Raw genomic sequence first — 12,293 nt, 5'->3', positions numbered from 1 at the left:
GCACTGGTGAGAGCACGTGATACAAGCACAATCGCACTCCCGTACCGCGGAGCGCGGACTTCTTCGGCGGCGAGAACCCGTCGAAGATGCCGTCACCGCGGAAATTGGCCGTGTCGAGGTGTTCTGAACAAACGCATCGCGCGAGTCCCAATACGTAAACAAACGCACTCCGTCTCGGGGGCCGGGGCCAGTTCATTCCGCGCTCGGATGTCGCCGTGTTCCCAGACGTAGCAGTCCGGTTGCTTACCGAGTGCCGGCGCGCGCCCACATCGATGCTCGGCGCGCGGACGACGGAATTCCTGCGGAAAACATTGCCGGCCTTGTAACAGGAGACTCCACCGCAACCGACGGAGAGCGCCGGGTGGCCCGCTGATCGGCTTCGGTCCGGCAGCACCCGCTCACAGCCAGCCGCGGCGTTGCGCTAGGCAGCCGGCTTGGAAGCGGGTCGAAGCTCCGAGTTCGGTCATCACGCGCTGGAGCCGGCGGTACGTGGTCCGGGTGCTCCAGCCGTTCACGCGAGCGATGGCCGTGTCGGTCAAGCCCGCCATCATCATCGTGAGCAGGGCCCGGGTTTCCTCGTCCGGCCGGGAGATGCCGCCCCAGGCACCGGGCGTCACCGCGGACGCGTCGAGCGGGGCGGCTTGGGTCCATTCGCCCTCGAACAGGGCTTCGAGGGCGGTGAGCAGCGGGGAGCGCCGCACGAGGTAGGCGACCTGCAGGCCGCTGCGGCTGAGGTCGAACGGGATGAGGGCGTCCTGGTCGTCGCGGATGATCAGCTTGATGGGCAGGGTCCGGCGCGTCCGGGCTTCTTCGCCGCCGCGCACGGCGGGCAGGATGTCGGTTTCCAGTTTCCGGGGCCAGGTCACCGCGTCCAGGCTGTAGATCACGCGGTGTGCCACGCCGTCGTTCTGGTGGCGGGCGATCTGCGCCTGGGTGTTCCTGGCGGCGCCTTCACCCCCGGGCGGCTCGTAGTAGGGCGGCGTGTCGAACACGCGGACCTGGTGGTGCGCCCCGGATTCCAGGTGGGCGACGGCCGCGGCGATCGTTTCCCGGTCGGTCAGCTGCTCGATCACGAGTTCGGCGCTCGTCCGGTGCGCGCTGCGGTGGATTTCCGACAGCGAATGCACTTTCGCGCGCGCCGCGCTCAGTTCGCGCTCCCGCTGCTGCACGAGCTGGTTGATCGCGATGTCCGGCGGAGCGGCCAGGTACCGCGCCGGGCTGCCGCTACCGGTCACCAGGTGCTTCGCGGTGAGGGCCGCGAGGGTCCGCTGCAACGCGCCCGCCGGGCTCGACAAGTGGTCGGCGAGCGCGGCGACCGTCGACCCCGGAAGGGCGACCAGCGCTTCGTAGACCTGCTCCTCGTCGGCGGACAACCCCAGGACCGCGAGCTCCATGGCGCAGTCCTACCCGAGTTGTCGAAATTGTGCCAGCTGGCAGTGAGCAGCCACGTGGAGATCTTGTGGCGGGTGGTGGCGGCTGGCACTGTTCGGCCGTTCCGGTGTGGCAGTAGCGCCCACCGGTCTGCCCCTGCGCAGAAAGGAATCCCGTCGTTGAGAACTTCACGCAAGCGTCGGGCCATTGCGGCGGCCGCGTGCCTCGCGTCGTCGCTCAGCTCGATCGTGGTGGCCGGTTCGGCGTCGGCCGCTCCCGGCGGATCATCGGGGCGCACGGCCCCGCAGACCCACACCGTCACCCTGATCACCGGCGATGTCGTCACGGTGAACGCGACCGGTGACGCCGGTGACAGCGGGGGGACGATCTCGGTCAAGGGACCGGACGGCGGACCCGCCAACGCGCGGATCCTGGAGTCGGCGGGAGACGTGTACGTCTTCCCGTACTCGGCGGTGTCCTACCTCGCCAAAGGGGTGCTCGACCGGCGGCTCTTCGACGTCACCGACCTGATCGCCGACGGCTACGACGACGCTCACCGCGGCGACCTGCCGCTGATCGTGTCCTATGCCGACCAGGGCTTCCGCGCGCACACCGCGCCGCCGGGATCGGCGCTGGTCCGGCCTCTGGCGAGTGTCGACGGCGCCGCCGTCACCGAGAACCACGCGCAGGCACGGGACTTCTGGGCCGCTGTGACGGCGGGGACGCCGTCGTCCTTCGCGTCGGGTGCGGCAGCACCGGGTTTCGCCAACGGCATCAAACAGATCTGGCTCGACGGCAAGGTCTACGCGGACCTGGCCGAATCGGTCGCGCAGATCGGCGCGCCCGAGGTCTGGACCGGTGGCGACACCGGGCAGGGCGTCGATGTCGCGGTCCTCGACACAGGTGTGGACGAAGGCCACCCCGATCTGGCAGGACGCATCGCCGACACCCGCAGCTTCATCCCCGGCGAGGACGTCAAGGACCTCCACGGCCACGGCACCCACGTCGCCTCCACCATCGCCGGCACGGGCGCCGCGTCCGGCGGCACCGAGAAGGGTGTCGCCCCGGGCGCTCGCCTGCACATCGGCAAGGTGCTGGCGAACTCCGGCTCCGGCAGCGACTCCGAGATCCTCGCCGGCATGGAGTGGGCGGCGGTCGACGAGCACGCCAAGATCATCAACATGAGCCTGGGCACCCAGGCGCCTTCCGACGGCACGGATCCGATGTCGCAGGCGGTGAACCGGCTCAGCGCGCAGACCGGTGCGCTGTTCGTGATCGCGGCGGGCAACACCTCCGGCCCCGGTACCGTCAGCTCGCCCGGTGCTGCCGACGCGGCCCTCACCGTGGGCGCGGTGGACAGCGGTGACCACCTCGCCGAGTTCTCGAGCCAAGGTCCCCGGGTCGGCGACGGCGCACTCAAGCCGGAGATCACCGCCCCCGGCGTCGACATCCTGGCCGCGCGGTCGCAGTACGCCTCCGAAGGGGAAGGTTTCTACCAAACGCTGAGCGGTACGTCGATGTCCACGCCGCACGTGGTCGGCGCCGCCGCGCTGCTCGCCGCGAAGCACCCCGAACTCACCGGCGCCCAGCTGAAGGACCTGCTGACCAGCACCGCCGAGCAGACTCCCGGCTACACCGCGTTCCAGGCCGGCAGCGGCCGCGTGGACGCGGCAGCCGCCGCCCGCGCCGGGATCTTCGCTTCCGCCACCGCGTACGCCGCGCAGGACGCGGCCGGGCCGGTCCGCCGCCCGGTGACGTACACCAACCTCGGCGCCACGCCGGTGAACCTCACCCTGTCGATCGCGGCGCCCGGCGCGCCCGCGGGGATGTTCGCGCTCTCGGAGAACCGGGTCACCGTGCCCGCGCACAGCACCGCCACGGTCACCGTGACCATCGATCCGCACGCCGCGCCCGGCGCGTCCGACGGCTTCAGCGCGCAGATCCTGGCCACCGGAGCGGACGGCGCGCTCGCCGCGCACACCGCGGTCTCACTCGGCGCGCCGGCGCACCTGATGACCATCAACGTCAAGGACGCCGCGGGAAAACCCGCTTCCGCCCTCGTCATGGTGCTCCGGGCGGGCGATCCGAACCCGATACCGATCCCGGTGGACGGCACGGTGAGCTTCTACACGCCGGACGACCAGTACTCGGCGCTCGGGTACCTCACCGTGCCCGGCGTCCACGGCCCGCGGTCACAAGGGGTGGCGCTGCTCGGCGATCCCGACTTCACGTTCGACGGCGACCGCACGATCACACTGGACGCCGGCCACGTCCGGCCGGTCGACGAGACCACCCCGCAGCCCGGCGTCCCCAGCTACCTGCGGCTCGAGTACTCGCGGATGCTCAACGAGAACGGCCGCTGGCACGACTTCGAGCTGGCCGGCGCCGGCTTCGACAGCCTGTGGATCCAGCCGCAGGGCAAGGTGACGCACGGCGACTTCATCGTCGGTGCACGGTGGCGCAAAGAACAGCCGGCGCTGACGGTGTCCGCGCGCGGGACCGACTACACCGACGTCCTCCGGCAGACGGGCGTCACCGCGCTGCCCGACGGAACCCGGACCCTGCCACTCGTCTTCGCGGGTGCCGGGGCGCCGGCGGACTACGCGGGTCTCGGCGCGCGCGGCAAAGCGGTGGTCGTCCGCCGCACCGCGTCGGCGACCCCGGCCGCGCTCGCCGAGACGGCGGCAGACGCCGGCGTCAAGCTGCTCCTGGTGGCCAACGACCGACCCGGGCGGCAGAGCCTGTTCTTCGGCACGGACTCGCTGCACCCGAGCCCCGTCGACGTCGGGCTCCTCAGCCCGGACGAGGGCGACAAGCTCATCGCCCAGGCCCAGCAGCGCAACGCCGTGCTGCGCACGGAGTCGCACCCAGCACCGGCCTACGTGTACGACCTCATGCACACCTGGCGCAACGAGGTGCCCCAGGACATGGTCGTCCACGCGTCGGGCAAGAACCTCGCGCGCGTCGACGAGACGTTCGCCGGCTCCGTCCCCAGCGGCGGCGGTCAGGAATGGCGGTACGACTTCCCGTCGTATTCGGAGTGGGGCATCGGGAACTACGTCGCCATGGCCGCCAGTGCCCGCCGCACGGACTGGGTCACCACCGACGGCGCGAACCGGTGGGGCCACGAAGTCAACGACGGTCTGTTGGGCGAGTGGGGCGTCGCCCGGACGTACCAACCCGGCACGGTGTCGAGCGACGAGTGGTTCACGCCCATCCAGCGGCCTTACCTCAACAACAACTACCTCGGGCCGACGCGCACGGGCAACCAGCTGCGGATCGACGTGCCGGGGTACGGCAACGCCGACCACGTCGGCGCGATCTCGGACTTGCAGCACTCGAGTCAGACCGTGACCCTCTACCAGGGCGACACCCAGCTGGCCATGTCCGACAACGGACTCATCATGTACCCGACCGCCCCCAGCGCCGCGCCGCGGCAGTACCGCCTGGTCGTCGCGAACCAGCGCGACGCGTCCCTCAGCCCGTATTCGTCCTCGACCACGACAGCGTGGGCGTTCACCTCCGCCGCCCCGAAGGCCCCCGGTGAACAGGACCTGCTCCCGCTCCTGCAGATCCGCTACGACATCGACCCGGACGCCTCCGGATCCGTGCCCCGCGAGTCGAAGTTCGGCGTCACCGTCGAACAACGCGCCCCCGTCTCAGTGGGCCTGACCCCGGTGTCGGTCGCCGGCGGCGGCACGGCCGGCTCGCCCCTCGTCGAGGTCTCCTACGACGACGGCACCACCTGGACCCGCCTCACCGACGATCATCGAGGCGCCTACCACCTGGATGCACCGAAAAAGGCGCGCTTCGCCTCCCTCCGGGTGAAGGCCACCGACTCCGCCGGCAACTCCGTCACCCAGACGATCGTCCGCGCCTTCGGCCTCCGCTGACCCCCTCACCCCTTGCGGCCCGCCCCACCACGGGGCGGGCCGCAAGCGCACGCCGGCGTGCGGCCCCCACCCCGAGTGTCCGAGTCGTCTGCCTTCGCCACCAGCGCATACGCTGAGTCCTACTTTCAGGTGGAAGATGCCCGACTCTACCGACCGGACACGCACACGGAGGAATCAGCCATGCCCTACGCCGTGGACTTCGACACCGTATCGACGGTCGGCCTGGAGTCGTCGCCGGTCGCCGCCGCACTCGCCGGACTGCGGGCGAACGAGGCCCGGTACTTCAAGAACAAGTACGGCCACGTCTTCACGGTCGAGCCCGCGAGCAGCGCCACGTCGACCATCGACTGGGTGCACCGGATCCTCAAGGAAGAGCGCGGCATCGTCATCTCCTCGCGCCCGCTCGAAGCGACCGCGTTCCAGGTCGAGAACATCCGGATGGCCTACGTCTTCTACGAGAACGGCCTGTCGATCAACGTGATGTACACCGTCGAAGACTCCGGGAAACGGGCGGTCGGCTTCAAGCTCTCCGACGGGATGGACGTCCCCGCGGAGCTCGCCTCGTTCAAGTTCGCCCGCCAGAAGTCGAAGCTGGCCGGAACCATCCGCGGCTCCTACTTCGTCATCAAGAACGAGTACTGACCCCGGATCCACCACGGGATCGGTCATTCGGCGCCCGACGTCAGGTAAAGCACCGCGTAACAGGCCAGCCAGTGCTCGACCAGGTATTCCCCGCCGCCGACGTGGGCCAGTTCGGGCTCCGCGTGCTGCCGCGCGGCGGATCGCATCACCTCGACGCGGGGGTCCCCGGCGGGGAGGCGGTCGGCCAGCTGCAGCCAGCAATACGCGCGGCTGAAGTTCAGACCGCGCAGGTGGGCGATCTGGCCGTCGCTGTCGTCGGAGACGGTGGCGGGGGTGAAGAGGGCGGCGGGTTGCGCGTCGGCGATGGCGGGGAGGAAGCGGGTGAACCAGCTGTCGAAGGCCGTCGGCGCCAGCAAACTCGCCTGCAGCTGCGCCTCGGTGAGTGCGGGAGACAGGAAATCGGCGCCCGAGGGCTCCCAGCTGCCAGGGTAGTCGGCGTCGGTGCTGTACCAGCGGCCGGCCGCGTCGCGGATCGCCGTGAGCAGGGCACCGCCCCGGGCGAGCGCGTACGGGAGGGCCCGGGACAAGCCGAAGGCGCTGTTGTTGTGCAGACCGCCGCGCACGGGGTAGGTCTGCTTCGGCAGCCAGTGCAGAAACGCTTCGGCGACCGCCTCCGACAGCGGGGCGAGGTTCGCCGACCAGCGTTCGGCGTCCGGGTCGGCCCAGGTCGCGATCTCGTGGTGCAGCGCGAGCGCCCAGCCCCAGCCGTACGGACGCGCTCGCCCCGGCGCGGCCCGGAACGTCTCCGCCTCCACCGCGAGCGCCCGCGCGGTCAGGTGCTCGTCCAGTGCGGCCCGGATGGCGCCGGCGGGTACCGCGTCCGGGACCGTGCGCAGCAGCCGCACGAGCACCCAGTGCATTTCCACGCAGGAGTGCCAGTCGAGGCAGCCGTAGAAGGCCGGGTGCACGTCGCTGGGGCGGTGCGGGAAGTCCCCCGGATGCCGCATCGTGCGGCGGATGTCGTGGGGGAACTCCTGCTTGACGGCGCGCAGGGTCACGTCGCTGAACTCGCCGGCTCGGGACAGCAGCTGGGCTCGCCTGGACTCCATGCGGTGTGTACCTTTCGTCGCCCTGAGATCACGACGGTACGGGAAAGCCGGGCCGGCAGGCGTCGGCATCGACCGCGTGCGGACCGAGCAGGAATGGAGAAGCACTGGTCAGGCGTGCGCACTTACTGTTCCTGACATGACCTCCATCGACACCATCACCCTCGAAGTGGCCGACCCCGCGGCGGCCGAACGCTTCTACACCGACGCCTTCGGGCTGCAGGACCGCCTGCGGTTCCGCGCCGCGCAGGAGCCCACGAGCGGGTTCCGCGGCTACACGCTCTCCCTCACCGTCGCGCAGCCCGCCGACGTCGACGCACTGATCGACTCCGCCACCCGCGCCGGCGCCACGACGCTCAAGCCGGCCGCCAAGTCCCTGTGGGGTTACGGCGGCGTGGTCCAGGCCCCGGACGGCGCGATCTGGAAGGTCGCGACGTCGGCGAAGAAGAACATCGGCCCGGCGACGCGCACATTCGACCGCCTCGTCCTCCTGCTCGGCGTCGGCGACGTCGCGGCCAGCAAACGCTTCTACGTGGAGCACGGCCTCGACGTCGGCAAGAGCTTCGGGCGCATGTACGTCGAATTCGACACCGGCGAAAGCCCCGTCCGGCTGGGTCTCTACCGGCGCCGCGCGCTGGCCAAGGACGCCGACGTCGCGCCCGAAGGCAGCGGCTCCCACCGCCTCACCGTGGGCGGCACCGCGTCGTTCACCGATCCGGACGGTTTCGCCTGGGAGGCGACGGTTTCGGCGAACTGACCACCCCGGCGAAGGAGCACAGGGCCGGGAAATCAGGGCGCAGGAGCCACACCCGTTCTGCGAACCCGGCGCGGTGACTGAAGATCCCGCTGCCCCGCTGCGGACGCTGATCGGCCGCGAGATCAGCTCGCTGCGCTTCGCCCGCGACTCCGTCGAACTGCACTTCGACGGAGCGGCCTGCGTGCATTCACCAACCTGTGGGGTCGATACGGCTGCGTCAGCTGACGTCTCCCGCGCGGCAATTCGCCGACCATCATGCGCTACTTCATCGGCGAGACCATCGACGAGTGCGCACCCTTTCCGGACCGCTATCTTGCCGTCGATTCCGGCGAACACCGCTTCGCGATTCCCCTCGACGCCGAGTCACGCCCAGGGCCGGAAGCCGCGCACCTGCGCACTGGGACCGGGCAGGCCTGGATCTGGTGACCGGCCCGGCCCAGAGCACCCCACCCTCCGGGCCGGACCACGCGTCAGTTCGCCACGAACTCCGCGAACATCCCCGGCTCGTACGCTCCACCCTGCTGGCGCACGATGACGTTCATGCGGTTGGCCGCGTTGATCATCGCGACCAGGCACACGAGGGCGGCCAGCTCGTCGTCGTCGAAGTGCTTGCGGGCGGCGGCCCACGTGTCGTCCGAGATGCCGGCGGTGTCGGCGAGGCGGGTGGCCTCCTCGGTGAGCGCGAGGGCCGCGCGTTCGGCCTCGGTGAACACCGTGGTCTCGCGCCAGGCGGCGATGAGCGCGAGCCGCAGCGGCGTTTCGCCGGCGGCCGTGGCGTCCTTGGTGTGCATGTCGAGGCAGAAACCGCAGCCGTTGATCTGGCTGGCGCGGATCTTGACGAGCTCCTGCGTCGCCGGCGCGAGCGCCGAGCGGTCCAGCAGCAGGCTCGCGCCGGCGAAGCGCTTGGCGAACTTGGCGGCGAGCTCGTTCTCCATCAGGTTCATGCGGGTCATCGATCGTCCTCTCGTGGTTTTCCCGACGGTCGACCACCAGATGCCGCGGCCCCCGCCGCTGTGACATGTCACGAAACGGCGGCCGCCGGCATCTGGTGGGGGACACTGTCCGGACAGAAGGGGGACCCGCGCATGGCCGACCGCAGCACCGACGTCTTCGTCGCCCACCGCAACCTGCTGTTCACCATCGCCTACGAGATGCTCGGCTCGGCCGCCGACGCCGAGGACGTGCTGCAGGAGACGTGGCTGCGCTGGGTCGACGTCGACCTCGACGAGGTGCAGAACCACCGCGCGTACCTCGTGCGCATCACCACGCGCCAGGCCCTCGGCCGGCTGCGGACGCTCGGGCGCCGCAAGGAGTCCTACGTCGGGTCGTGGCTGCCGGAGCCGTTGCTGACCGCGCCGGACGTGGCCGAGGACGTCGAGCTCGCGGACAACGTCTCGATGGCCATGCTGCTCGTGCTCGAGACGCTCGCGCCGACGGAACGCGCCGTGTTCGTGCTGCGTGAGGTGTTCGACTTGGCGTACGGCGAGATCGCCGAGGCCGTCGGGAAGAGCCCGGCGGCCGTGCGGCAGATCGCCCACCGCGCGCGGGAGCACGTGGCCGCCCGGCGCCCCCGCGGGCCGGTGTCCCGCGCCGAAACGCGCGACGCCGTCGCCGCCTTCCAGCACGCCATCGAAACCGGCGACCTGCGACGCCTGCTCGACATCCTGTCCCCGGACGTCGTCCTCCTCGGCGACGGCGGCGGCATCAAGCAGGCCGTGCCCAACCCGATCGTCGGCGCGGACCGGGTGGCGCGCCTCCTGGCCGCCGGCCTCGCCAACCTCGCGACGGCCACGCACGCCCCCGCCCAGGTCAACGGCTACCCCGCCCTCACCGTCCACTTCGACGGCGCTCTGGACACGGTCCTGGCCCTGCGCATCGACGACGGGCTCATCACCGGCATCTACGCGGTGCGGAACCCGGAGAAGCTGTCGCACATGGCGGAGGAGACGTCACTGCGGAGATGAGCAGTCCCTACGCTGCCGCCCTGACCTCGAACCGAATCTCGCGGCCGTGACCGGTAGCTCGGCTCTGCGCCCTCAACGCTGAATGCGGACCGCCCGAACGCGCCGCCCGTCAGCTGGCGACCCACTTCGCGCACTGGCCGCCCCGGATCTTCCACGACGGCACCGGCTGGTGGTGCGAGGTGGTACCGGCGGGCTCGAGCCGGTCCGACGCCAATTCGCGCGCGGATGCAGCGGCCCTGTCCGCGGCCGGCACCGGCTCTACGAACGGCTTCGCACCGCGCCACCGCTTTACCGCTTCGCGCTCGCCGGCGTCGAGACCGACGAGTTCCGCAGCTTCGCCGAGCTGCGCGGCGACGACCTCCGCGGATTCCCGGGCCTCGTCGTCAGCGATGAGGTGTGGCGCCGCGGCGGCGAACCGGGCGAGTTCGGCGCGTTCTCGCCGGGTTACCGCTGGTCGCCCTACCCCGGCGAGACCTGGCCGTGAGCGCTGGGCCGGACGGACGCCGTTTTTGTCGGCCGCCGCGGGTAGGTTCGGTGACATGGCGACATTGGTGACGTTCCACGCCCACCCGGACGACGAGTGCATCGTCACCGGGGGTGTGATGCGCAAGGCCGCCGACGAGGGGCACCGCGTGGTGCTGGTCGTCGCGACGCGCGGGGAGCTGGGCGAGGTGCCCGACGGGTTCCTCGCCGACGGCGAGCAGCTGTGGGAGCGCCGCGTGCGCGAGACCCACGCGGCGGCCGAGGTGCTGGGGGTCAAGCGCGTCGAGTTCCTGGGGTACCGCGATTCCGGCATGATGGGCGAGGCGACGAACGACGGACCGGGCACGTTCTGGACGGCCGACGTCGAGGAGGCGGCCGGGCGGCTCGCGGCGATCCTGCGCGAGGAGAACGCCGAGGTCCTCACCATCTACGACGACCACGGCAACTACGGCCACCCCGACCACATCCAGGTGCACCGCGTCGGGGCGCGGGCGGGAGAGCTGGCGGGCACCCCGCGCGTCTACGAGGCCACCGCGAACCGCGACCACATGCGCCGCGGGCTCGAGGCGGCCGTCGAGATGGGCGCGATCCCGGCGGACCAGCTGCCGGACTTCGAGGCACAGCAGCAGCAGTTCGGCACGGCCGAAGCCGACATCACGGCGGCGGTCGACGTCACGCCGTTCCTCGATGCGAAGCGCGCCGCCATGCGGGCGCACGCGAGCCAGATCAGCGCCGAGTCGTGGTTCCTCGCCATGCCCGACGAGGGGTTCCGCGGCGCGTTCGGCACCGAGTGGTTCATGCGCGCCGGCCAAGGCCCTGGCATCACGGAGACCGACCTGATGGCGGGCCTATGACATGGCGGCGGTGACGTCCAGTTCGACGAGCTGACCCGGGTAGGCAAGGCAGTCACGCCCACCAGGGTGCCGGCCGTGCTGAAGCCGCGCCGATCGCGGACGCGGTGAACCGGTCCCACACCGCCGAGAGCACCGCCCGGTCGGCCGTCGCCACGCAGATCACGGTGCGCGCCACGTCGTCGGGAGTGGCACCGACCGCGTCCAGCGCCGTCGCGGTGTTGGCGACGACCTGATCCACCTGCTCGAGCACACCACCGGCCACGACGGCGCCGTCCAGACCCAGCGGGCACCGGCCGGCCAGGTGCACGGCGGTGCGGGCGGACACGGTCGTCACGTGGTGGTACCCGGGGGTGGCGTGCAGGCCGGGCGGGTTCTGGCGTTCGATGGCGACCGGCCGCATCGTGGTGGACCGGCCCCGCCGGTGGCGACCGATTTTCGGCCTCCGGTGCGCAAGAGGGCTCGGCTGCTGGCCAGTCACCGGCCGCAGCCCGGTGGCCGCCTCGCAAGTCGCCACCGGTATCAGCGTGCAATGCGCACCGGGACACTCAGCCCATGGACAGTCACGGGCTTCATCGCGGTGGGCCGCCGCGCCAATAGCCATCGTCAGCGTCCGGGGCGCACCAGGGCACTCCGCCGCCGCACAATCACCAGCCACATCGCAGTAGACCGTCACGAACAGGCCACTCGATCCAGCATCCGGGCTGCACCAGGGCGCTCCGCCGCCGCACAACCGCCGACCGCAGCACGGTGGACCGCGTCGCCGGTAGCCACCGGCTTCAGCATTCGCTGAGCGCACCAGAGCACTCCGCCGCCGCACAATCACCAGCCATATCGCAGTAGACCGCCATGGACATGGCCGCTCGATTCAGCATCCAAGATGCACCAGAACACCCCGCCGCAGGCACAGCCACCGACCGCGTCGCGGCGGACCGCCACGCAAGTGACCACCGGCTTCAGCATCCCGGGCGCACCAGAACACTCCGCCGCCGCACAATCACCAGCCGCATCGCAGTAGACCGTCGCGCACATGGCCACTCGATACAGCATCCGGGCTGCACCAGAACTCCCCCGCTGCGCAGTCACCGACGCACGGCGGCGGACCGCCACGCAAGTGACCACCGGCTTCAGCATCCGGGGTGCACCAGAACACCCCGCCGCCAGCACAGTCACCGGCGGCATCGCGGTGGGCCGCCACGCACGTAGCCACCGGCTTCAGCATCCCGGGCGCAACAGAACACTCCGCCGCTGCACAATCACCAGCCGCATCGCAGTAGACCGTCGCG

11 protein-coding genes are annotated in these 12,293 nt (G+C 70.9%); 7 read left to right on the top strand and 4 right to left on the bottom strand.

Annotation, left to right across the window (positions count from 1 at the left end; all coding sequences use genetic code 11):
- Window positions 1-398: 398 nt before the first annotated feature.
- Complete coding sequence (locus I6J71_RS09435; protein WP_204094371.1) at window positions 399-1,394, bottom strand: helix-turn-helix domain-containing protein; 996 nt, start codon at window positions 1,392-1,394, stop codon at window positions 399-401.
- Window positions 1,395-1,550: 156 nt separating this feature from the next.
- On the opposite strand from I6J71_RS09435, the gene I6J71_RS09430 reads away from it, so the two are divergent.
- Both I6J71_RS09430 and I6J71_RS09425 read left to right on the top strand, forming a co-directional pair.
- On the top strand, window positions 1,551-5,264 hold the full coding sequence (locus I6J71_RS09430; RefSeq protein ID WP_204094370.1) for a S8 family serine peptidase: 3,714 nt from the start codon (window positions 1,551-1,553) through the stop codon (window positions 5,262-5,264).
- Window positions 5,265-5,444: 180 nt separating this feature from the next.
- Window positions 5,445-5,906, top strand: coding sequence for a phage tail protein (locus I6J71_RS09425; RefSeq protein ID WP_204094369.1), 462 nt, complete (start codon window positions 5,445-5,447; stop codon window positions 5,904-5,906).
- Window positions 5,907-5,929: 23 nt separating this feature from the next.
- Here the strand turns inward: I6J71_RS09425 and I6J71_RS09420 are convergent, their stop codons facing one another.
- Window positions 5,930-6,955 (bottom strand): DUF2891 domain-containing protein, encoded by a 1,026-nt coding sequence (locus tag I6J71_RS09420; RefSeq protein WP_204094368.1) that lies wholly within the window; start codon window positions 6,953-6,955, stop codon window positions 5,930-5,932.
- Window positions 6,956-7,091: 136 nt separating this feature from the next.
- On the opposite strand from I6J71_RS09420, the gene I6J71_RS09415 reads away from it, so the two are divergent.
- Together I6J71_RS09415 and I6J71_RS09410 are read left to right on the top strand one after the other, a co-directional pair.
- A complete protein-coding gene (locus I6J71_RS09415; protein ID WP_204094367.1) occupies window positions 7,092-7,709 on the top strand; it encodes a glyoxalase in 618 nt (205 codons plus the stop codon).
- A gap of 255 nt (window positions 7,710-7,964) precedes the next feature.
- A complete protein-coding gene (locus I6J71_RS09410) occupies window positions 7,965-8,135 on the top strand; it encodes a hypothetical protein (protein ID WP_204094366.1) in 171 nt (56 codons plus the stop codon).
- Between the two features lie 44 nt (window positions 8,136-8,179).
- Here I6J71_RS09410 and I6J71_RS09405 read toward each other — a convergent pair whose 3' ends face one another.
- Window positions 8,180-8,662 (bottom strand): carboxymuconolactone decarboxylase family protein, encoded by a 483-nt coding sequence (locus I6J71_RS09405; RefSeq protein ID WP_204094365.1) that lies wholly within the window; start codon window positions 8,660-8,662, stop codon window positions 8,180-8,182.
- A 132-nt stretch (window positions 8,663-8,794) separates the two neighbouring features.
- On the opposite strand from I6J71_RS09405, the gene I6J71_RS09400 reads away from it, so the two are divergent.
- The 3 genes from I6J71_RS09400 to I6J71_RS09390 all read left to right on the top strand — a co-directional run bounded on the left by I6J71_RS09400 (window position 8,795) and on the right by I6J71_RS09390 (window position 11,010).
- Window positions 8,795-9,673, top strand: a complete 879-nt coding sequence (locus I6J71_RS09400; protein WP_204094364.1) for an RNA polymerase sigma-70 factor — start codon at window positions 8,795-8,797, stop codon at window positions 9,671-9,673.
- A gap of 172 nt (window positions 9,674-9,845) precedes the next feature.
- Window positions 9,846-10,157, top strand: a complete 312-nt coding sequence (locus I6J71_RS09395; protein WP_239154581.1) for a hypothetical protein — start codon at window positions 9,846-9,848, stop codon at window positions 10,155-10,157.
- Window positions 10,158-10,212: 55 nt separating this feature from the next.
- On the top strand, window positions 10,213-11,010 hold the full coding sequence (locus I6J71_RS09390) for a PIG-L family deacetylase (protein ID WP_204094363.1): 798 nt from the start codon (window positions 10,213-10,215) through the stop codon (window positions 11,008-11,010).
- A gap of 52 nt (window positions 11,011-11,062) precedes the next feature.
- Here I6J71_RS09390 and I6J71_RS09385 read toward each other — a convergent pair whose 3' ends face one another.
- Window positions 11,063-11,410: a RidA family protein gene (locus I6J71_RS09385; RefSeq protein WP_239154578.1), complete on the bottom strand. Its 348-nt coding sequence runs from the start codon at window positions 11,408-11,410 to the stop codon at window positions 11,063-11,065.
- Between the last annotated feature and the right edge of the window lie 883 nt (window positions 11,411-12,293).

This window comes from Amycolatopsis sp. FDAARGOS 1241, assembly GCF_016889705.1.
GTDB lineage: Bacteria > Actinomycetota > Actinomycetes > Mycobacteriales > Pseudonocardiaceae > Amycolatopsis.
Note: the sequence above shows the minus strand (reverse complement) of the source record. Positions and strands in the feature narration are given on the sequence as shown.

Bases quoted from the DNA above. Each gene is read 5' to 3' on its own strand.
- I6J71_RS09400 (WP_204094364.1), top strand. From the start codon at position 8,795: ATGGCCGACCGCAGCACCGACGTCTTCGTCGCCCACCGCAACCTGCTG.
- I6J71_RS09405 (WP_204094365.1), bottom strand. From the start codon at position 8,662: ATGACCCGCATGAACCTGATGGAGAACGAGCTCGCCGCCAAGTTCGCC.
- I6J71_RS09390 (WP_204094363.1), top strand. From the start codon at position 10,213: ATGGCGACATTGGTGACGTTCCACGCCCACCCGGACGACGAGTGCATC.
- I6J71_RS09425 (WP_204094369.1), top strand. From the start codon at position 5,445: ATGCCCTACGCCGTGGACTTCGACACCGTATCGACGGTCGGCCTGGAG.
- I6J71_RS09415 (WP_204094367.1), top strand. From the start codon at position 7,092: ATGACCTCCATCGACACCATCACCCTCGAAGTGGCCGACCCCGCGGCG.
- I6J71_RS09410 (WP_204094366.1), top strand. From the start codon at position 7,965: ATGCGCTACTTCATCGGCGAGACCATCGACGAGTGCGCACCCTTTCCG.
- I6J71_RS09385 (WP_239154578.1), bottom strand. From the start codon at position 11,410: ATGCGGCCGGTCGCCATCGAACGCCAGAACCCGCCCGGCCTGCACGCC.
- I6J71_RS09420 (WP_204094368.1), bottom strand. From the start codon at position 6,955: ATGGAGTCCAGGCGAGCCCAGCTGCTGTCCCGAGCCGGCGAGTTCAGC.
- I6J71_RS09435 (WP_204094371.1), bottom strand. From the start codon at position 1,394: ATGGAGCTCGCGGTCCTGGGGTTGTCCGCCGACGAGGAGCAGGTCTAC.